Annotated in this window: 19 protein-coding genes, 1 tRNA gene and 2 pseudogenes; 9 read left to right on the forward strand and 13 right to left on the reverse strand. The window is 42.4% G+C overall.

Annotation, left to right across the window (positions count from 1 at the left end; translation table 11 throughout):
• Positions 1-1019: NucA/NucB deoxyribonuclease domain-containing protein (locus NIES1031_RS21765; protein ID WP_218596924.1), on the reverse strand; the 1019-nt coding region annotated here is incomplete at its 3' end.
• A gap of 830 nt (positions 1020-1849) precedes the next feature.
• On the opposite strand from NIES1031_RS21765, the gene NIES1031_RS21770 reads away from it, so the two are divergent.
• Entirely contained in the window at positions 1850-2410 is a 561-nt protein-coding gene (locus NIES1031_RS21770) for a Uma2 family endonuclease (RefSeq protein ID WP_073551540.1), read from the forward strand.
• A gap of 12 nt (positions 2411-2422) precedes the next feature.
• Here NIES1031_RS21770 and NIES1031_RS21775 read toward each other — a convergent pair whose 3' ends face one another.
• Together NIES1031_RS21775 and NIES1031_RS21780 are read right to left on the reverse strand one after the other, a co-directional pair.
• A complete protein-coding gene (locus tag NIES1031_RS21775; RefSeq protein WP_073551541.1) occupies positions 2423-3271 on the reverse strand; it encodes a pyridoxamine 5'-phosphate oxidase family protein in 849 nt (282 codons plus the stop codon).
• Between the two features lie 132 nt (positions 3272-3403).
• A complete protein-coding gene (locus NIES1031_RS21780; protein ID WP_236738947.1) occupies positions 3404-3997 on the reverse strand; it encodes a glutathione S-transferase family protein in 594 nt (197 codons plus the stop codon).
• A 96-nt stretch (positions 3998-4093) separates the two neighbouring features.
• On the opposite strand from NIES1031_RS21780, the gene NIES1031_RS21785 reads away from it, so the two are divergent.
• On the forward strand, positions 4094-4639 hold the full coding sequence (locus NIES1031_RS21785) for a TetR/AcrR family transcriptional regulator (RefSeq protein WP_073551542.1): 546 nt from the start codon (positions 4094-4096) through the stop codon (positions 4637-4639).
• Positions 4640-4725: 86 nt separating this feature from the next.
• Here NIES1031_RS21785 and NIES1031_RS26475 read toward each other — a convergent pair.
• Positions 4726-4872 (reverse strand): annotated as a pseudogene (locus NIES1031_RS26475) (HepT-like ribonuclease domain-containing protein); the annotation flags it as partial.
• Between the two features lie 169 nt (positions 4873-5041).
• The gene (locus tag NIES1031_RS21795) at positions 5042-5740 is read right to left on the reverse strand and encodes a PD-(D/E)XK nuclease family protein (protein ID WP_073551543.1); all 699 of its coding nucleotides are present in this window, start codon (positions 5738-5740) and stop codon (positions 5042-5044) included.
• A 142-nt stretch (positions 5741-5882) separates the two neighbouring features.
• Here NIES1031_RS21795 and NIES1031_RS21800 point away from each other — a divergent pair, with 142 nt between their 5' ends.
• The 3 genes and pseudogenes from NIES1031_RS21800 to NIES1031_RS25855 all read left to right on the forward strand — a co-directional run bounded on the left by NIES1031_RS21800 (position 5883) and on the right by NIES1031_RS25855 (position 7205).
• Positions 5883-6557 carry an S-layer homology domain-containing protein gene (locus tag NIES1031_RS21800; RefSeq protein ID WP_073551544.1) on the forward strand — a complete coding sequence of 225 codons (675 nt, stop codon included), beginning with the start codon at positions 5883-5885 and terminating at the stop codon, positions 6555-6557.
• A gap of 77 nt (positions 6558-6634) precedes the next feature.
• Positions 6635-6904, forward strand: coding sequence for a CpcT/CpeT family chromophore lyase (locus NIES1031_RS26135; protein ID WP_269086036.1), 270 nt, complete (start codon positions 6635-6637; stop codon positions 6902-6904).
• A pseudogene (locus tag NIES1031_RS25855) lies at positions 6810-7205 on the forward strand (CpcT/CpeT family chromophore lyase). Before NIES1031_RS26135 ends, NIES1031_RS25855 begins: the two are co-directional and overlap by 95 nt.
• A 37-nt stretch (positions 7206-7242) precedes the next feature.
• Here the strand turns inward: NIES1031_RS25855 and NIES1031_RS21810 are convergent.
• A complete protein-coding gene (locus NIES1031_RS21810) occupies positions 7243-9159 on the reverse strand; it encodes a GTPase family protein (RefSeq protein ID WP_073551545.1) in 1917 nt (638 codons plus the stop codon).
• A 478-nt stretch (positions 9160-9637) separates the two neighbouring features.
• Between NIES1031_RS21810 and NIES1031_RS21815 the strand changes: the two genes are divergently transcribed.
• On the forward strand, positions 9638-10186 hold the full coding sequence (locus tag NIES1031_RS21815) for a Uma2 family endonuclease (protein WP_073551546.1): 549 nt from the start codon (positions 9638-9640) through the stop codon (positions 10184-10186).
• A gap of 63 nt (positions 10187-10249) precedes the next feature.
• Here NIES1031_RS21815 and ilvA read toward each other — a convergent pair whose 3' ends face one another.
• Positions 10250-11761 (reverse strand): threonine ammonia-lyase, biosynthetic, encoded by a 1512-nt coding sequence (gene ilvA / locus NIES1031_RS21820; RefSeq protein WP_073551547.1) that lies wholly within the window; start codon positions 11759-11761, stop codon positions 10250-10252.
• A 263-nt stretch (positions 11762-12024) separates the two neighbouring features.
• On the opposite strand from ilvA, the gene NIES1031_RS21825 reads away from it, so the two are divergent.
• Complete coding sequence (locus tag NIES1031_RS21825) at positions 12025-12996, forward strand: aldo/keto reductase (protein ID WP_218596925.1); 972 nt, start codon at positions 12025-12027, stop codon at positions 12994-12996.
• 324 nt (positions 12997-13320) lie between these two features.
• Complete coding sequence (locus NIES1031_RS21830; protein ID WP_073551549.1) at positions 13321-14511, forward strand: DUF4336 domain-containing protein; 1191 nt, start codon at positions 13321-13323, stop codon at positions 14509-14511.
• A 151-nt stretch (positions 14512-14662) separates the two neighbouring features.
• On the opposite strand, the gene NIES1031_RS21835 is transcribed toward NIES1031_RS21830, so the two are convergent.
• The 4 genes from NIES1031_RS21835 to NIES1031_RS21850 form a co-directional block, all read right to left on the reverse strand.
• Positions 14663-15961, reverse strand: a complete 1299-nt coding sequence (locus tag NIES1031_RS21835; protein WP_073551550.1) for a GTPase family protein — start codon at positions 15959-15961, stop codon at positions 14663-14665.
• Between the two features lie 151 nt (positions 15962-16112).
• A complete protein-coding gene (locus NIES1031_RS21840; protein WP_073551551.1) occupies positions 16113-16499 on the reverse strand; it encodes a hypothetical protein in 387 nt (128 codons plus the stop codon).
• Positions 16500-16503: 4 nt separating this feature from the next.
• Entirely contained in the window at positions 16504-17220 is a 717-nt protein-coding gene (locus tag NIES1031_RS21845) for a hypothetical protein (protein ID WP_073551552.1), read from the reverse strand.
• Between the two features lie 139 nt (positions 17221-17359).
• Positions 17360-17431 (reverse strand) — tRNA-Thr (locus NIES1031_RS21850).
• Positions 17432-17718: 287 nt separating this feature from the next.
• Between NIES1031_RS21850 and argF the strand changes: the two genes are divergently transcribed.
• Positions 17719-18636: an ornithine carbamoyltransferase gene (argF, locus tag NIES1031_RS21855; RefSeq protein WP_073551553.1), complete on the forward strand. Its 918-nt coding sequence runs from the start codon at positions 17719-17721 to the stop codon at positions 18634-18636.
• 105 nt (positions 18637-18741) lie between these two features.
• On the opposite strand, the gene NIES1031_RS25255 is transcribed toward argF, so the two are convergent.
• Positions 18742-18906, reverse strand: a complete 165-nt coding sequence (locus NIES1031_RS25255; protein WP_218596926.1) for a histidine phosphatase family protein — start codon at positions 18904-18906, stop codon at positions 18742-18744.
• A complete protein-coding gene (locus NIES1031_RS24050; RefSeq protein ID WP_218596927.1) occupies positions 18863-19111 on the reverse strand; it encodes a hypothetical protein in 249 nt (82 codons plus the stop codon). The genes NIES1031_RS25255 and NIES1031_RS24050 overlap by 44 nt, the downstream gene beginning before the upstream one ends.
• Positions 19112-19379 lie beyond the last annotated feature (268 nt).

The raw sequence follows: 19379 nt of genomic DNA on the forward strand, positions 1-19379 counted from the left end.
CTCTCTAACTTTTTTTCCTCATCTAAGAATACTTTGTTAGACCGCAACTTGGTATAAGGCTTAATTTGTTGACCAATGGTTGATCCAGAACCACGATTATCACTACGGTTAATGGGTTTAACATCCGCGTTGCCTCCATTTTCTAAGAACACTGCTTGCGGGTACTCATCTAGGTCTTGATTGCGCCCAGCTGGCGTACCTCCTGAACTTAGATAATTTTTTATAGATTGTTGGCGACGACGTCCAGCACCGGGACGGTCAATTGTTACTAGTCTAGGACGCCCCTTTGCTTGTGCTTCTAGGATATGTAATGCTGATTCAGGGTATTTGAGGAAAGGTACTTTTATTTGGGGAAATCCTACAGTAAAGATTTTAGCTAAACCCGCAGGTAAAGTAGCATCTAAAACATTACCGCCTGAAACTACCTGACTTGGTGTAATAACTAAAGTTGCCGTACAGGGTGAGGCAGCACCCTCATTCAACGCATGTACAGCCACCGTATTCACACCAGTTTCCAGAGAAATATTAAATGTCTGACCAGCATTTGTTAACAATACGCTCTCCAGCCCTGGTATAGTTTTCCCATTTACAGTAACACTAACTATGTCCCCATCTTGAGCTGAGTTGTCATACAGGGTAATTGAGATAGGATTACGTACCACAGTCACTTCTATACCGAAAACTTGTGGTGTAACAATGCTGTTTCCCGAAAAATCATCAAGGTCATTGCTATAAACTCTTTCACCAATTCTCTCCCCTGATATTACAACATTGTTTGGTATCTCATCAGCAGTAGTTTGAGAAACCAGAAGAGGCATAGATGTGCCAGGATTACTACCATTTACCCAAAGGGTCAAACTAATTGAAGAGAGGACAATACCAAAGCGAAGAAATTTAGAAATCATTTTATTAACTAACTCTTGAAGATACTCTTGTAACCAGTATCTTTTGTGTCTTCTGCTTTCGTCCTCCGTTTGAATACTAGGGTTATTATCAAGATTACTTAAATAAACGATCAAGAATGCCCATCTGACTGCTAATAAGTACGATTCTCTGAATAACTATCATGAAAGTGCTGTAAATAAGATTAAATGAAGCTTGTCAGTATTGCAATCTACACCACAAGATTTCTTACTCAGAAATCAGTACTTGAATTAGCAGTTACCAAAGGAAACAAATTAACTCATATTTCTCGCAATATCTTTATATTTTGCTTAGTATTTTTTTTGATTTATCCTACTACTTTCTTCAGTTATTCTGTGTCCAGAACCATTTGATTTAGCTCACAGTCACTAAAAACTACGAGTAAAATTGACCACATTTAGAGAATTGCGCATTAGAGTAAATAACTAGTAAATGCTACATTTCTGACTTATTGATCTCAGTGCTGGTATTCTAGGCACGGCTGTGCTTAGTCTTTTTGCTGGCATAGCAGCGCTTTTTATCGCAAGTGGGGCGTGTTCTGGGCTAACTCTAAATCAGATTAATTACTCAACTGCGTAACGATACGGCAGCCCAGGCGATGAGCTATTGCTTTACACACTTCTCTCACTCGCTCAACGATACTACATACTATTACGGTTCCCTAGGATATGCTGGTAGCTATTAGCGGAAGTTGACTCAAGCAGTGTTAGCCTTCGCTCGGTTGCCTGGAAGATGCTTTGAGTTTTAATAACTGCACTTTAGTTAAAGGTTCTTAGAGACACGGCTACATTTGCAGATGGGTTGAGTCTCTAAGTTATTACGTAGAACAGCGCCACTTACTATCTGTACCAATCAGTTTTGACCACACCCCAATTAAACGTTGCTCAATACAATATAGATACTACCAACTGCTAGGAGTGGTTTGATGAATACTGTAACCAATGTCTACTGGACAACAGATGATCTCAAGTTATTTCCAGATGATGGAAATCGCTACGAAATTATTGATGGAGAGTTGTTCGTGACCAAAGCGCCCCATTGGAAACATCAAAATGTTGCTGATAATGTTTGCACAGAGTTGAAAATTTGGTCAAGGCAAACAGGTTTGGGGGATGCTGCTACGACTCCTGGGGTAATTTTTACAGATGCTGACAACGTTATTCCCGATGTAGTATGGGTTAGCAATCAGCGTTTAGCAGCAATACTAGATGATGCAGGGCATTTAGTGGGTGCACCAGAACTCGTTATTGAAGTGTTATCTCCAGGAGAATTACAAGAAAAACGCGATCGCCAACTCAAACTGAAGCTTTATTCTGTTCAAGGCGTACAAGAATATTGGATTATCGATCCTCAAAAGCAGCAGGTAGAAATTTATCGTCGAGATAATGCAGTGTTGAAACTAGCAGCAACACTATATAAAGAAGATGATTTAAATAGTCCTCTTTTACCTGGTTTTAGTTGTGGTGTGGCGCAGATATTTGCTTAGCGATCGCTTCAATTACAATACTGGATTAAATGGTGAATATTCTTCAAATTGCCAACGTAGATTTGTGGCATTAGCAGTTTCTCGGACACGTTCAATTTGAAATTCGACAAGACGTTCTTTTTCCCAAACAATACTAGCTTCTCCTGTAAGTTGTAATGTCTTACTACATTCAAAATCAACAAACAACAAGCTTGAATTTGGATTAAGCGCAATGTTACCCAAAGTATTGAACATATTATTACCAACATAATCAGGAAATACAAGTTGCTTCGCATTCAATACTTGAATAAATCCTGGATATCCGCCGCGATGCGATGTATCAGCACCGCTTTCAGGATGCATACTGGCAATAAAGAATGTATCAGCAGAAGTAATCCACTGTTGCTGTTTTACAGTGAGACTATCAAAATCTTGAACCGACGCTGTAGGTAGCTGAGTGTCATCTGCAACTAAATGACGCCGCTGGATATATTTGGGGCAATTGAAATAAACTTGTTGAGTTGCGATATCAGTACTATCATCAGATTTTCTCGTAGCCTTCCCGTTAATTCTTAAACGTCGTCGAGTTGCAAAATCGATAACCAACAAACCAACTTGCAACGCTTCACCAGGAATTGTAGCTTGAATATTCACGACGCGATCGCCGATCGCTTGTATAAATCCAGGTTTTCCAGTCAACAGCGATGCGCAGACATTATTTGAATCAATAGTAGCGGCGATCGCAAATCTTTGATTTTGCAAAAAGTCTTTTGCTGCTGGCTTAATTGTTGCACCAATAATATTTCCCAAGTTCGCGGCTTCCGCTTGCACTCCCGCTTGACTTTGAACTGCAAGTTCTCCGGCGTGATAAGGAGTTTCCATGATATTTAGTGGCTAGTGGCTAGTTTTAGGTTTTGAGTTTTGAATTAGAAGAATTGTCTCAACTCTCTTAAACTCATCACTCAGCACTCAACACTCATAACTTTTTTAAACTCATAATTCTCCTATCCCTGATTAAACACCTGGCATACTGATATAACCAGGAAGATCTTTAATGCGGTTGATCCAATTAGTGACATGAGGATAAGCATCTAAAGAAATTTTGCCTTGTGGTGCTAACGCAATATAGGGAAAACAGGCGATATCTGCGATAGTTGGGCGATCGCATTCTAACCAGTCACGCTTACTCAAGTGTTCATTAAATATTTGTAGAATCTGATGTGCTTTCTGTTGTGCTAAATCTAAATCTAGCTGGGTATTAAATAGGAAATGCAATCTAGCCGCAGCTATACTATTTTGAATATTATTAGCTGTTATTGATAACCACTGCATAACTTTACTCATCGAGTCTGCATCTGTGGGCAACCATTTTTCTCCCCCATAGCGCCGCGCCAGATACACTAGAATTGCTTGCGAATCCCAAACTACCACGTCATTATCAATAAGTACTGGTACTTGCCCTAGCAGATTTAGTTGCAAAAACGCTGCTGATTTTTGTTCGCCTTCCGTTAAGTTGACAGCGACGATCTCGTAATCGAGTTGCAGGAGTGACAGCATTAACCGTACTTTATGGCAGTTGCCTGACAGGGGGAAATCGTACAATTTCATAATTTTAAGCACATACACTTTGATACCGATCGTTCGGTATATCCAACTTTACCGATCGTTTGGTACAATGTCAAGGAGGTAATTGAAATCGTTTAGATGTCCAAAGACAAAGAACAAGTCATTATCGAATTACTCAAAGTCTTTCGGCAATATGGTTACGAAGGGACAACATTAACGCGACTTTCACAAGCGACAGGTTTAGGCAAAGCGAGTCTTTACCATCATTTTCCTAAAGGTAAAGAAGAAATGGCGCAAGCTGTTCTCAATTACCTTGACAATTGGATGGAAACGAATATTTTTGCAACGTTGCGCAGTCACGATCAACCAATCGAGCGAATTCAGGCGATGACGCAAAAAGTTAATGAATTGTACAATGGCGGCGAACACGCCTGTCTTCTAGCAGTATTATCACTCGAATCAAAGTTGTTTGCTGAAGAAATTCAGAACGCTTTAAACTGTTGGATTAGGAGTTTGGCACAAGTTTTAATTGATGCTGGATTTGAAGAAAAACTAGCGCATCAGAAAGCAGAAGATGCCATACTGCAAATTCAAGGTTCATTAGTACTAGTACGAGGTTTAGGAAACACAGCACCTTTTCAACGTGTTTTACAACGTTTACCCGAAGAGTTATTGAGGATTTAGAATGCAAATTTATTTTAATATTGGGTGCAACGCATTTTTACTGTATCAATTCATTTATTATCCTAATTACTTGATATTTTTAATAACTATGAGTCATCTTCTTGCAAGTCTTCTATTTTACGTAGAGCTTGCTGTATAGTCTCCCACAGTCCATTCAACTTTACTTCTAAATATTTATGAGTTACCTTATCTCGCATACCCATCATTGCTTTCCAGGAAATATTAGGATATTTATCTTTTACTGATGCTGGACTTGTTTATCACTTCTCCAATAATTTGAATTGTTCTAGTCAATGAAAAAATTGTTTTTCTATCATCTCAAATCTAGCAAAAGTCATATTTTGTACAAATAAGTTACTGTATGGTAATGTTGCGTTCATCAACTGAATCTGAGTTAAAAGACTACCAATCAAACTTTAGTTTTTGTAATTTTTGGTAAGCTTCTACTCGCTCAATCCACTGTTGCCAATAATGTTGAATTTGCGGTGGTTCAAAACAAAAAACTTCGGCTGGTGTGTCTGGAATCGCGACAACTAAGAGTGCATGATCGAGTTTAATGCCATAATCTTGGTAAGTATGATTGACGGCTCCAAGATAAGCAGCAATTTGTAGGGGATATTCATAAAGTCGCTCAATAGAACCTTTTGGTTTATCAGCAGTTTTCCACTCGCACAGAACAGGAGTATGTTGGTAACTGGCGACGCAATCGACTTTGCCAGAGTAGCCTAAGTCGTAGTGAAAAATCGAGCCTTCAACTAGGCGCACAGTATCGATATCTTGCAATACTGGTTTGATGCTTTCCCAGTAAGAAATGCTATTTTCTGGACAAATAGTATCTTTACCCAAAAGATAGCGCTGAATTTGTTTGTGTGTTTGTGTACCTCGACGACTTGCACTTCCTGCGATTTTATTCGCTTCCTCTGTACCAACACGCTGTCGCCAATTGAAAAGTCTTTCGCGTTGTTCTTGGGGTTTGGTGGCGTTGAGAATTGTGGTGACACTTGGTAGGCGATCGCCTTTATCATCCACAAAAAATTGCTTTCCTTCTAACCGAATTGATTTTGCTGAAATTGCAGGTAATAAATCGATATTTGACGGCATTAGTTAAGTGTTGGCAGTAACTTAACTCTATTTGAGCAAGATTTGCGGCGAAATGGCTATGTTTACGCAACTTTGCTCTAAACTGCATCGTCGTGAGTAGTATGAAAACAGAAGTTTTGAGTGAGGGTGGAGTCAAATAGATATGTCCCGAATACGTCAGCTTGCTAGTACACTTTGTATGGTGATGATCATTCAAAGTCCAAGTGCGATCGCGTTCTTCGCAGCACCAAAAGCGATCGCGCAAACACATATATCACCTGTAACATCATCTACTTCTGATGCGATCCGACAGGTAGTTTCTGCGGGTTTAATGAAAAACTATGCTGATGGACAATTTCATCCTGAACGATTTATCAATCGCGCTGAACTTGCATCAATTTTAGTGAATGCCTTTGCCCTAGATACACGTGCTGCTGCTACTCAAGAAAACTTAGTGGAAGTTCAAGATGTTCCTGCTTCGCACTGGGCATTTAACAATATTCAAACCGTGCTCAAAACTGGTATTATGCGTGGCTATCGGGGGAATATGTTTTTTCCTAACCAAAGGGTAAACCGTGCGGAAGCCTTCGCGATTTTTGCACAAGCGTATGGAGTTTATCAATTTCCTGATGATACCGTTGCCGAGATTCTTACTCCCTATCCCGATGCAGCATCAGTTCCTACATGGGCAAGACGATCTATCGCCACTGCATTAAATGAAGGATTTGTCAATACTGACCCTCAAGGTAATATTAGACCACTACAGCCAGTGACGCGCGGTGATATGGCTTATGCGCTGAGTAGGTATTTAGTAAGACAACAGCAACCAGGAGTATGAGGAAACTAACCAAATCTTTTAGACTGATAGTGGTAAGTAAAAAAAATATTTCAATATTGGTATGTATTGGAGTTTTGATGGGTGTAAACGTAGTTAACGCTACACCTGCACATCAAGTACAAGAAGTTGTTTCTCATCTTGATGGCGCGATGGACACTTCCGCGCAAGCTCGTGCTAACCCTAGTGCACCAAATGTCCGCATTACGACTTGTAAAGTTACAGTCAAAGATGCTACTGCGATCGCGCGTCCTCATGCGGTTTTTATGTATCAAGAACAAGCACTTTTACAACGCCTTTCGAGAGTCTTATCGTCAGCGTTTTTTACGAATTGCACCAAGTGCAGATAACAGCAGTGTAGAGTCAGCTGTATTTAGACCCCCAACACCGCAAGCTTGGATTGGTTTGTGCAACAAACCTCAAGCGCAACGCATTGTAGACGTGAAAGATATTGGTACGTCGAACTGTAGTGTCTTCTGACGTCGCCAAGAACAGAATTATATCGGCGAAACAGCCGGATCTGGATGTCCAAGTAACTATAAAGGTGCAGTGCGAATCACAAATCGCATCACTTTTGATGCTAATGGTAATCAAGTTTGGGGCGCAGAAAGTGAAGCTTATCAATTTCGTTGGGTTAGAGGAAGCAAATGAGCAGAGGAAGTTAAGAAAATTCTTTTCATTCAAAACTTCATAGAGGTGAAGCCTGCTGTAAGTAGTTTTCAAACCGCTGTCGTAGTTCTTCAACGCTAAGGTCTTCCGTCCAATACTCTACTAAAGCATGACCAAATGCCCACGCATTACGCTCTGGTGATGAGCTATTTTCTAATATAAGTGACCAAAGTGAGAGAAGATCGAAGTTACGCCCGTTAGCAGGCTTCAACAGCGAGAAAAGCTCATATGCCATTTGCAGCTTACCAATCACCACCGGTAAATGTTCGACAGGAATTTGCTCGGCTAGGATATAAGCAAGTGTAGAAGAACCAGTTGATAGTGTAGAGATAAATTGCAAAATAGGACTTTTGAGGAGTGCTGCAAGTCCTTGGGTAGTTGTCATTTGGAAAGTGTAATGGTCAATAATTTTAGCAGCAGCAACTGTGCGGGCTTCTAAGTTACGCAAAAAGCGGGCAAGTCGCAGTTGCTTTGCAGGCGAAATCGCCTCGACTAATGCTAAGGATAGTGCATCAATTCCCCAAGCTGTTCGACTAGAATCGCCAGTAACGACCGGTAAAACAAGATCGCATTCACTTAACAATTGAGCGCGATATGCGGTTGCTTCGCGAATTGCAATTTCTTTTGGGCGAGCCTCCTTTGGAGGAGCTACGCTAACGCCCCACTGCCAATTATACGGCGGTTCCCACTCACGAATTGGACGTAGACGATCGACTTGAGTAACAACCGCGATCGCAGGTAAATCTGCAACCTCAGCTTTAATATCTTTGAGAAAGTCTACATCCATTTGCAACGCTGGATCGAGTGCTGGGGTAACTAATAGTAGTAAATCTGCATTCGTAGCATAGTCGAGAACAAGTTCGCGCAAATCATCGCGATTCGCTTGTTCGTAACCTGGAGTATCCCACAGCGTCATTTCGCCTGTATCTGTTTGCCAATGGTAGTTTTGAATGCGATCCGTACTGGGTAAGACATCCACCTCAGCTAACTCGGCTTGAAATAAGGTATTAATCAAGCTGCTTTTTCCCGCGCCAGTGCGTCCTGCAAGTAAAATACTGACAGGCTTTTGCTCAACTTCTTCTACAGGTTCAGCTTTCTGTAAGATTTCGCGCAGCGTTTGTGTTTTTGCTTTTGGTAATGTTGGAGTTGTCGGAGAAAATGTACTCGGTAGCGTAGTACCCCCATAAAGTGCGATCGCTTGCTTGCATAAATTGCGTAAAGCCGCTTCGCGGAGTAATTGACTCAAATTAACTAATAGTTGCTGCGTTGCTTGGTGACTTGATTTTTGCGTTGCTTGTTTAGCTAATGCTACTGCTGGATTAAATAACCATTGCGCCCAGTTCCAAACTTGCTGAACTTTCCGCGCTGAAGGTTCGAGTTTTTGATAAACTTCATAAGCTTGATAAGCTTGCCCTACAGTCACTTGATTGAGTGCAGGCGATAACTTTTGCATCCACCGATCCATGTCATCAACAGTTCCGCGAATCAATCCATAGGCTTGGGGAATATAGATATTGAGTAAGGGATACTTGACTTCAGGATGGTAAATATGGGCAATAGCGACGACAAGTTCCTGACAGCGTTGCCAAAAAGTTTGCCAATCTTCCCAAATCGGGCGATCGCTTTGTGATTTTTTGAGTATTTCTTGAAGTATGGTTTCTGCGTTATGTGTTGTATCACCTGCTAGCGGTGTTTCCTGATCTGCTGCAAGTTCTTGGCTTACTTCGGTTACAACGGCTTCAATCTGCGCTACTGCAGGGCGAGTCCACTTTACTAGTAACCAACGCCAACCGACGAATACTAGAATGAATACACCCCAAATCCAATTCACGCGCCACTCGTGAATTTGCCACCCAGCTGCCAATAGCAAGAAACCGATGATTCCTGCAATTGGAGTTGCTAACACTACCCATTGCCACACCTTGAGTCGCACCATATATGCCTACCTCGATCAGATCTCTATTGTTGATCTAATGATGTGCGTTACCAATAGCAACTTCAAGCTTGTAAGTAATTAGGTAAAAATAAATGTCATTTGAAGGTTGGTCATTGGTAATTGGTAAAAATATGGACTAACTTTCCCTTACCCATTACCGATTACCCAACTTAACAAGGGCTAGAAACCGCAGCCGCCAAAGAAGAACTCACAATCGAGGCGCGGACACTACTTTGCGTTGGAGTTGCGTTATTTTTACTCGGACTCAGTGCGGTTCAATGGGCACCACCGCGATCGCTACCAAGACAAATCTTAAGTATTCGCTTGCTATCTGTATGAATTTGTGCTGTATTAATCTAGTTTGGGTTCTTAGCTCCCCATATTCTGCTATTTTGGTTGGGCTAGCAAGCTTTGAATCTTTACGTTGGAGTCACTAATTGCTTGAGTTATGATCTGAACAAAGAACAATGCAATTCCTATGGCGCTCACTACAGCCAAGTGGACAATAGACGACTATCATCAGATGATTGCAGCGGGGATTTTAGACAAGCGGCGTGTAGAACTGCTGCGTGGAGAAATTGTTGAAATGCCACCCGAGGGAGAACCACACGCCTATTATAGTAGTGAAGCTGGGGAATATTTAATTCAATTGTTGGGCGAGCGCGCTACAGTTCGTTTGAGTAAACCGATTACACTTCCTAATGATTCTGAACCTGAACCTGATATTGCAGTAGTTCAGAGATTAGGAAGGGAATATTTATCACATCATCCCTACCCAGAAAATATCTATTGGCTAATTGAATACTCAGATTCCAGCTTAGAGAAAGATTTAGAAATAAAAAGTAAAATTTATGCTGAAGTTGGAATTGCTGAATACTGGGTAGTTAACCTGAGAAAAAGACAACTCATTGTCTTGCGAGATTGTCAAGATGAAGATTACACTTCCAAATCCACATTAGCTGGAGGGACAATTTACCCCTTAGCATTTCCATCGGTAGCAATAGCGGTAGATGCAATTATTGGTTGAGTAAGTGAAAATAAAAGTAACTTAAAGGCTGGTAATTGGAAAAATACTTATTAAGAATTCCTATTACCCCAAAAACAACTTATACGCTGGATTCTGGCTTTCATCCCAGTAACGATAGCCCAAAGTCTCAAGAAATGCTTGCCACTGTTCCATCTCGTGCGGTGGTACTTGCATCCCAACAACAATTCGCCCGTAGTCTGCACCGTTGTTGCGGTAGTGAAATAAGCTGATGTTCCAATCAGGACTCATTGAACCAACAAACTTCATTAACGCGCCAGGACGTTCGGGAAATTCAAATCGGTAGAGTAACTCATTGTGCGCCAGCGGCGAATGTCCGCCCACCATGTGTCGTAAATGCAACTTTGTCAGTTCGTCATCGGTTAAGTCGATCGTTTTGAAACCACAATGTTCAAAAGTTTCGACTAACTTAACTCGATCTGCACGGTTTTCAATCTGCACTCCTACAAAAATATGTGCTTCTTTTTCATCGGCAATGCGATAGTTGAACTCGGTTAAGTTGCGCTTACCGATACATTCACAAAACTTACCCAAACTACCACGTTGTTCGGGAATTGCAACCGCATAAATAGCTTCGCGACGTTCGCCTAATTCTGCTCTTTCTGCAACAAAGCGCAAGCGATCAAAGTTCATATTCGCACCGCAGGCTACTGCAACGAGTGTTTGTCTCTGGATTTGTTCGCGTTCGACGTAAGCTTTGGCAGCGGCGATCGCCAACGCCCCCGCAGGTTCTAATATTGAGCGCGTATCCTCAAACACGTCTTTAATCGCAGCACACGTAGCATCTGTATCAACCAGCATAATTTCATCAACATACTGCTGACACAAATGAAATGTCTCTTCACCAACTTCGCGCACCGCAACACCATCTGCAAATAAACCGACTTGCGATAATCGCACGCGTTTTCCAGCTTTGAGCGACTGATACATCGCATCAGCATCGACAGGTTCAACACCAATAATCTTAATTTCTGGACGCAACCTTTTCACATACGCTGCAATTCCCGAAATCAATCCGCCACCACCAATCGCGACAAAAATAGCATGAATTGGTTGTTGATGTTGCCGCAAAATTTCCATCCCAATCGTTCCTTGTCCAGCAATCACCTCTGGATCGTCAAACGGATGAATGAACGTCAAGTTTTTTTCGGCTTCTAATTGTCGGGCGTACGCATAAGCATCGTCATAGGTATCGCCGTGTAATACCACCTCACCACCACGCGATCGCACTGCATCAACTTTAACTTGAGGTGTCGTTACTGGCATCACAATAAATGCACGTGTTCCTAAATAACTTGCAGCTAAAGCAACACCTTGGGCGTGGTTTCCCGCCGAAGCAGCAATGACACCTTGTGCAAGCATATCCGGTGGTAAATTCACCATTTTGTTATAAGCACCCCGCAGCTTGAAGGAAAACACCGACTGCATATCTTCGCGCTTGAGGAAAACTTTGTTATTCAACCTTCCAGATAAATTTGTAGCATAATCAAGCGGTGTTTCTTGCGCGACATCGTACACGCGAGCAGTCAGGATTTGTACCAGGTAGTCGCACAGCATGGGATGAGTCTATATTTAAGTGCCGAATAAGAGATAATTTTACTTTACTGCGGGATAGGATGAGGAAGAAGGTGCGATCGTGTGGCAATGATTCTAAACCTTACCAGAACGCATGAGCTTTACAGCATTTGTCAAGTGGCATCCAGACAACGGCAGACGCTATGAGCTACACAATGGAATGTTATCGAAATGCAACCTCTGTGATTTTTCAAGCGGCAGAAATGTAGAGGTATAGTAGACGATCGCTAGTAGGATAGATGAATATGCATCAACAACTTATCCTCCCGACAATGGGCTGTGGTACTTGGGCGTGGGGTAATCGTTTGCTTTGGGGCTACGACGAAAGCATGGATAGTCAATTGCAGGCTGTTTTTAACCTCTGCGTGAGTAACGGTGTCACATTGTTTGATACAGGTGATTCTTATGGAACTGGGCGCTTAAACGGGCGCAGCGAAACGTTGTTGGGACGTTTTACCAGGGAGTATGGCGGTGCGGGTAAAGAAGACATCTGCATTGCAACTAAGCTAGCAGCGTATCCTTGGCGATTAACACGTCAGTCGATGGTGAAAGCTGGCAAATCTTCTGCTCAACGTTTGGGGCGAAACGTCGATTTGGTACAGATGCATTGGTCTACGGCAAACTATGCGCCTTGGCAAGAAGGTGTGCTTTTAGATGGGCTTGCAGATCTCTACGAACAGGGATTTGTTAAAGGCGTAGGATTATCTAATTATGGACCAAAACGACTGCAATGGGTGCATAAAAGATTTACAGAGCGAGGAGTACCAATTGCAACTCTACAAGTTCAATATTCATTGCTATCTACGTATCCTGTGACGCAGTTGAGATTAAAAGATGTTTGTGATGAACTGGGAATCAAACTAATTGCCTACAGCCCCCTTGCGTTGGGTATACTAACAGGAAAGTATTCCGAAAAAGAGCTTCCCAAAGGCATTCGCGGGCTACTATTTCGACAGTTATTACCAAAAATTCAACCACTGTTATTATGTCTACGCGAGATCGCTCAATCAAGAAACAAAACAATGTCGCAAGTAGCACTTAACTGGTGTATCTGCAAAGGCACCATCCCTATCCCTGGCGCGAAAACAATAGAACAAGCAAAAGAGAATATCGGTGCTTTAGGTTGGCAACTCGATGCTAACGAAATTGCAGAATTAGATCGAGCAGCGGCTAGTGTTGATAAACAGATGGTGCAAAATATTTTTCAGACTCAGTAATAACTAAATAAGTCATCACATACGCAGCAGCACGAAGACAGGTTCGCGATGGATCAACGCTGTGGGGATGTTTTGTGATTTTGGTTTCCTAGCTTGCTAGAGTGCGATCGCGTGATCGTGACAACGATCTCATCAGTGCGATTTGAGTTACCGCATTCCCGATAACCTATTACCCGCGCTTGACACGCATGATACTTAATTCTATCGCAATTCTAGCTTTTAGTATTGCAGTTAACATAGTATTCTAGGAGATCTCCTTGAGTGGCGAGCACAACATCCACCCATGTTGATTTATGGGAGGAACCTGGAATAGCTAAAACGACGATGAACGTGCAGGACACACTAGAAAAAACTCATCTCAACGACTTTGCTTGGTGGTTCTGGTTCGTTGTGCCACTATATCCGTTTAGCAAGCGACAAACAATTCGCAAAGAAGTCATCAAAGATACCGTTTGGACTTTTGACCAAGTTCAAGGAATTTTTTACGTTGTCGTGCCAATTCGTATGACTGTTGTGAAGCTTGAGCAAGGCTTGTTAATCTATGCACCAGTTGCACCTACTCCTGAGTGTATTCGCCTTGTCAATGAATTGGTTGCCGAACACGGCGACGTCAAGTACATTATCTTACCAACAATCTCTGGGATTGAACATAAAGTTTTTGTCGGTCCGTTTGCTCGTCGCTTTCCCAATGCGCAAGTGTTTGTTGTACCGAATCAGTGGAGTTTTCCGCTCAATTTACCGCTTAGTTGGCTGGGGTTTCCACGCGATCGCACGCACGTACTACCCCAAGATAGCAGCCAAGCGCCTTTTGCCGATGAGTGCGACTATGCTATTCTCGGTGCAATTGAACTTGGACCTGGGCGATTTTCTGAAGTTGCCTTCTTCCACAAAAAATCGCAGACATTACTTGTGACTGACTCGGTAGTGTCTGTACCCGAAGAACCACCCGCGATTGTGCAACTCGATCCTTATCCGCTACTCTTTCATGCTAAAGACAGTGCAACAGACGCGATCGCAGATAACCAGGCGAATCGTCGTAAAGGATGGCAACGTACTGCACTATTTGCTTTGTACTTCCGCCCTAGCGTCCTCGACGTTGTAGGCTGGGGGGAGGTATTGCGCAAGGCGATTATCGCACCAGATCGTTCGCGTAAAAACTATTTTGGGCTTTTTCCGTTCAAATGGACACAGAATTGGCAACGATCTTTCGATGCGCTGTGCGGAAATGGTCGTTTATTTGTTGCACCGATTCTGCAAACTCTGATTCTCAATCGCGCACCCAAGGAAACTATCGATTGGGCTAATAAAGTAGCAAGTTGGAATTTTGAGTGGATTATTCCTTGTCATTTTGACGCACCGATTAAAGCGCGATCGCAGCAGTTTAGGCAAGCATTTGACTTTTTAGAACGACACGATACATCGCCATTACCCAAGGAAGATTTTCAACTCCTTAAAGATATTGATGCAGGTTTATCTAAACTCGGTATCGTACCACCACCGCAGCATAAGAGTTAGAACCACTTATATCGTTTCGCTTTAAGTTGCTACAAATTAGGCAGCTTCAGGTGCAGAGGAAGCGGGGGAGAGTTATTCAAATAAAGCTTGACTTTCACCAATTACCAATCACTACTCACTAGCCACTTCCATTACCAATTACCATTCATTATTAAGACTTAATCCCCTTAAACCGCGCTTTTGCTGATTGAAACGCTTCTTGCATTACCGATTGAATCTTCTGCGGATCGGGTTTTTTCCCGCCCATCAAGTCACCAAAGTAAACACACGCTGCTTCGCCTAATGACCAAGTATAAGCAGCTGCCCATGATGCGGCGATCGCACTGCCAAATCCTGGGATAAATTTGACAATCTCGCGCCCAATAGCTTGCGCTAAAAAACCACCGGCGATCGCACTAACAATACCTCCTGCTTGCGATCGTGTTAGTGTCTGTCCGTACAATTTTCCGAGTAGTCCGACCATTGATACTTGCAATGCGGTTAATACGGGCATTGTGGCAAAAGGTAGCGGAACGGCGGCAAGCGTTGCTGCCATTATTGAGAAGGGTAAAATGTAGCGTCGTCCTACATCGCGGTAGAGATTACCAATTTTGTCGCCTACTTCTTGATCTAATAACTGATGAATTGCCCGCGCTTCGGCTTCGGGGAGGAGATCTGCTAAAGTATCGCGTAAAGCTTCTAAACCATAAAACACTGGAGTATAGCCATCTTCTTCGAGCGTGAAGTCGATCATCACAGCGCGATCGCACAATCCTGCAAATGCTTCTTGTATTGCTGCAAAGGCGCGATTCACATCGGTGTAGTTGGGTGGATAGGTCGGATGATTTTCAATCCCAGGAGGATAAACTTCGTGCAAGCACGTTACAGCCAGTAAACAGGGAATTGCAGGATATTGCTGCCGCAGTTGTGTAGCAATTTGTCTCAGTGTATCAGTCGCAAAATCATTAATTTTGACCGTGAGAATTAAAACTCGCGCGCGGTTACTTTCTTGCTGTAATCCAATTAATTCCTCAACAATGACTTGAGTATTTTGATTAACATCTCCAAGTCCAACTGTGTCGGTAAAAATCAGCAATGGTAGATCGCTTGCAGGATAAGCATAGCGTTCGGTGTGTTGCGTGTGCGGGCGGAAACCTTGGCCAATAATTTCTGCTGAAACGCCTGTGAGTCCTCGCACAATTGAACTTTTCCCCGCTTGCGGTTTACCAATCAACAGCGCTTCAGTTGTGGGTAATTCAGCGCGGACTGTTTCTAGAATTTCTGCAACTTGCGCGTCACTAATGCTAAACCATTTTGTTAAGGTTTGTGCGGCTTGCTCGACCGGTAGAAGCTTGAAACGTGATGTTGTTCCACTCCAAAAATCAGCAATTCGGTTTTTCCAATCATTCACCATCGAGTGATCAGGTTGAGCATCTGCGGGTGACAATTTGGTATCGCGTTGTTCAGTCATTCGCGTTGCAACAGTGAGGCTGTTACCTTAATTTTAATTTATTGGACGCTTGGCGAATGAATTTGCCGAGCAACTTCCCGTAGGGTAGTCCACGCACTAGGCACACTTTGTTTGAATAGCCCCGACTTTAGTCGGAAGGCGTCTGTAATTTTTAGTTCCAATCGGCTTGCTGTGGAATTTGTCTAGCTTCGTATTTTAAGCGATCGCCTTCATCTTGAATTTCCGCAGCTAAAGCTTGAAGATCGTCAGCAACTGACATCATTACTTGTTGCTTTTGCTTAAGAAGCGCTAACTCATTGTCATAACTTCCCGCAACTTGATCAATTTCTGCAAAGAGTTCTTTGTATTCGTCGGGTGGATTCTCCAACCAACTCGTAAATTTTGTTTGATGTTGCTGTACGATTGCTAGCGCTTGTTCCCAAGAGGCTTTACAGCGCATATCTAGCGATTTAAGAACCTCATATTTTGTCTTAAGTTGCTTGATTGTACTAACTGCGGCGATCTCATAGACTGTGGCTTTGAGTTTTTGTAGATTCATATTTTTACCCCATTGTGGGTTCTGCTGATATCTTTTTTAATTTACGGAGAAATTGCTCGTTCGTTGCGCGCAGTTGTTCATTTTCTGCGGTTAAAGTCAATATTTGGCAATCTTTCTCCGCAAGTAAAGCTCGTGCTTCATCACGTTCCCTCTTGTATCTTTGCGTGTGTGCAACCCTTCCGCCTAAACTTTGATTGTTTCTAGCAAGCTTGTGGCTATGCTGTTCAACCGCATCGTACTGCTTCTTAAGTTGCTCTAACTCTTTTTGTAGTTCTTTTACGGCATTGTTGTTTTCAATCTCTAATCGTAGCGCTTCATTCTCTGTCAACAAAGAAGCCACGCGCGTTTCTAGCTGTCGCACTTCCTGATCTTTGCCGAAAAGTTTTTCTTGCAGTACTTTGATAAGACGTAGTAGCTGAGATCTGTGTTGACTTATTTCTTGGTAAGAATGTTCAATCTCTTGAGCGCGATCGCGTAGACAACCCGCCCGATATTGAAGAACCTGTGCTGTACACTCATATTTGATAATCGCAATTATGCGACTGCGTTCTGGTTCTGTTAGCTTTTGCACCTCAGCGCTTTGCCGCAGCAGGTCATAGTTAGTATATTCATGACGTAGTACTTGTGTTGGGATGTGTTCGGCGATCGCTGCGATTCTTTCGTGGTTTTTTAACTGAACTCTGTCGTGCCAATAATCGAATAACGCTTTATTATCTAACATAAACTAACTTTTGTGCTGTTGCCTTTAATGCCACAGTACAAAAAAGTCATGTACAAGCGCACTATCTTAAATTTGCTTCAAGAAATCTTTATCGAGCTATGCAGGTCTCCTCAACTATTTTTCATATTCGAGCTTCAAAAGCTGGTGACAAGATTTGAACTTGCGACCGGCTGATTACAAATCAGCTGCTCTACCACTGAGCTACACCAGCACAATAATTAAATATAGCAAACATAGAGGCATTGGATCAAGACTTTTCTCAAAGCCAAGTGGATGAGCATAATTAAATATCACTCTTGTTAAGTTGGGTAATTGGTAATGGCTAATGGAAAGTTACTCAATATTCTTACTAATCACCAGTGACCAACCTTTTAATTATGTTTATTTTCACTCATTTACTGATTGTTACAAAACGACTATCTATTCACTGGGCTAACTGAAAAAAATCTGGTACGGTTTATCTTTATCAGGTAAACGCAGGTAATATCCAGGATTGGCATGGCAGCATTCACAGGACGCGATTTATTAAGCTTGGCTGACTTAGACGCAGATGAAGTGAAACAGTTGTTGCAACTTGCAGCAGAATTAAAAGCGGGAAAGCAACTGCACTGTAATCAAGTCCTAGGATTGCTGTTTTACAAAGCTTCGACGCGCACGCGGGTGAGTTTTTCTGTCGCGATGTATCAACTCGGCGGACAAGTGATTGATTTGAATCCGGATGTCACTCAAGTCAGTCGCGGCGAACCTGTAGAAGATACCGCACGAGTTTTGGATCGGTATTTGGATATTTTGGCAATTCGCACGTTTGAACAGCAGCAACTTGAAACTTTTGCGCGCTACGCCAAAATTCCGGTAATTAATGCGTTGAGTGACTTAGAGCATCCCTGTCAAATATTAGCCGATTTATTAACCGTTCAAGAGTGTTTTGGTAATTTAGAGGGATTGACGTTGACGTATGTCGGTGATGGTAATAACGTAGCGCACTCGCTGATGTTAGGTTGTGCATTGGTAGGAATGAATGTCCGCGTTGCAACACCTGCGGAATTTGCACCAGATGCTAAAGTTGTCGCGCAAGCGCAAGCGATCGCCCAAAACAAAACCGAAGTCACTGTCACCCAAGATCCTGAAGCTGCGGCAAAAGGGGCGGCAGTATTATACACTGATGTGTGGGCAAGTATGGGGCAAGAATCGCAAGCAACTTCAAGAATTCCTGTCTTTCAGCCATATCAGATTAACGAACAATTATTAAGTCTTGCTGATGCTGAAGCGATCGTTTTGCACTGCTTACCAGCGCATCGCGGTGAAGAAATTACAGATGGTGTCATCGAAGGTTCTCAATCACGCGTGTGGGATCAAGCAGAAAATCGACTTCATGCACAAAAGGCTTTGTTAGCAAGTTTGTTGGGTGTAGAGTGAGAGTGCTTCTGATTCAAGGCTGATCTTTGAGGAAGCAGAGGAAGCAGGCTTGATATCTAAAAAAGTTAGAAATTTGAAAGCAGCACACTGGGAAAATATTGCTGTTTAATTTGACAATTTTGCCCATTCTTCAGGAAGCATATTTGCTACAATCTCGAAGCTACTACCGTTTGGTCTAAGGATATAAGCAACGCCTTGCGGTTCGGGATAAATTCCTGTTGCGGCATCAAAAATATTGTCGTGACCGACAATAACTGTTACGCAGCGCATTAAGTAACTCTGCGCCACTGAGTCTATCTTGAAAAGTTGATTGTTGATAGCCCTCGCCACCTGTTGCCGTTGCTACTGTGGAATTGGGCGTTTGCGCTTCGTTTGCTTGTGGACTACTAGGAGTATTCGTATTACAGGCATTCATCGTCGTCGCAACAAGTCCAAGAGCTAAAAATAGCTCTACCGCCTTGGATTGCTTGTTCATAGTACTTGAGAAGAGTTAGCAAAAATTTTCTAGAAATTTAGGTTATTCTAAATTAGAAAGATTCTCAATAAGTCATCACAGAAATTGATACAATTTTAATTATTTTATGCTGTGATATTTATTTGTAGCAACCTTAAAATAAATGAGTGTGAGTAAATACAGTGATCGCACGGCTGTAAACTTCTCAAAAAATTATTTTTTCACTATTTTTGCTATTCGGGGCAATTATGTAGTACGAATGTTCTTATAGACCTTTGTATTTTGGCTT

The sequence above is a fragment of the Chroogloeocystis siderophila 5.2 s.c.1 genome (assembly GCF_001904655.1).
GTDB classification, from domain to species: Bacteria; Cyanobacteriota; Cyanobacteriia; order Cyanobacteriales; family Chroococcidiopsidaceae; genus Chroogloeocystis; species Chroogloeocystis siderophila.

Excerpts from the sequence above, each read along its gene's own strand:
- argF (WP_073551553.1), top strand. The coding sequence starts at position 17,719 with ATGGCAGCATTCACAGGACGCGATTTATTAAGCTTGGCTGACTTAGAC.
- NIES1031_RS21815 (WP_073551546.1), top strand. The coding sequence starts at position 9,638 with ATGGCGCTCACTACAGCCAAGTGGACAATAGACGACTATCATCAGATG.
- NIES1031_RS21845 (WP_073551552.1), bottom strand. The coding sequence starts at position 17,220 with ATGTTAGATAATAAAGCGTTATTCGATTATTGGCACGACAGAGTTCAG.
- NIES1031_RS21795 (WP_073551543.1), bottom strand. The coding sequence starts at position 5,740 with ATGCCGTCAAATATCGATTTATTACCTGCAATTTCAGCAAAATCAATT.
- NIES1031_RS21775 (WP_073551541.1), bottom strand. The coding sequence starts at position 3,271 with ATGGAAACTCCTTATCACGCCGGAGAACTTGCAGTTCAAAGTCAAGCG.
- NIES1031_RS21800 (WP_073551544.1), top strand. The coding sequence starts at position 5,883 with ATGTCCCGAATACGTCAGCTTGCTAGTACACTTTGTATGGTGATGATC.
- NIES1031_RS21830 (WP_073551549.1), top strand. The coding sequence starts at position 13,321 with ATGAACGTGCAGGACACACTAGAAAAAACTCATCTCAACGACTTTGCT.
- NIES1031_RS21825 (WP_218596925.1), top strand. The coding sequence starts at position 12,025 with ATGCATCAACAACTTATCCTCCCGACAATGGGCTGTGGTACTTGGGCG.
- ilvA (WP_073551547.1), bottom strand. The coding sequence starts at position 11,761 with ATGCTGTGCGACTACCTGGTACAAATCCTGACTGCTCGCGTGTACGAT.
- NIES1031_RS26135 (WP_269086036.1), top strand. The coding sequence starts at position 6,635 with ATGGGTGTAAACGTAGTTAACGCTACACCTGCACATCAAGTACAAGAA.
- NIES1031_RS21780 (WP_236738947.1), bottom strand. The coding sequence starts at position 3,997 with ATGAAATTGTACGATTTCCCCCTGTCAGGCAACTGCCATAAAGTACGG.
- NIES1031_RS21785 (WP_073551542.1), top strand. The coding sequence starts at position 4,094 with ATGTCCAAAGACAAAGAACAAGTCATTATCGAATTACTCAAAGTCTTT.
- NIES1031_RS25255 (WP_218596926.1), bottom strand. The coding sequence starts at position 18,906 with ATGCGCTGCGTAACAGTTATTGTCGGTCACGACAATATTTTTGATGCC.
- NIES1031_RS24050 (WP_218596927.1), bottom strand. The coding sequence starts at position 19,111 with ATGAACAAGCAATCCAAGGCGGTAGAGCTATTTTTAGCTCTTGGACTT.
- NIES1031_RS21770 (WP_073551540.1), top strand. The coding sequence starts at position 1,850 with ATGAATACTGTAACCAATGTCTACTGGACAACAGATGATCTCAAGTTA.
- NIES1031_RS21810 (WP_073551545.1), bottom strand. The coding sequence starts at position 9,159 with ATGGTGCGACTCAAGGTGTGGCAATGGGTAGTGTTAGCAACTCCAATT.
- NIES1031_RS21840 (WP_073551551.1), bottom strand. The coding sequence starts at position 16,499 with ATGAATCTACAAAAACTCAAAGCCACAGTCTATGAGATCGCCGCAGTT.
- NIES1031_RS21835 (WP_073551550.1), bottom strand. The coding sequence starts at position 15,961 with ATGACTGAACAACGCGATACCAAATTGTCACCCGCAGATGCTCAACCT.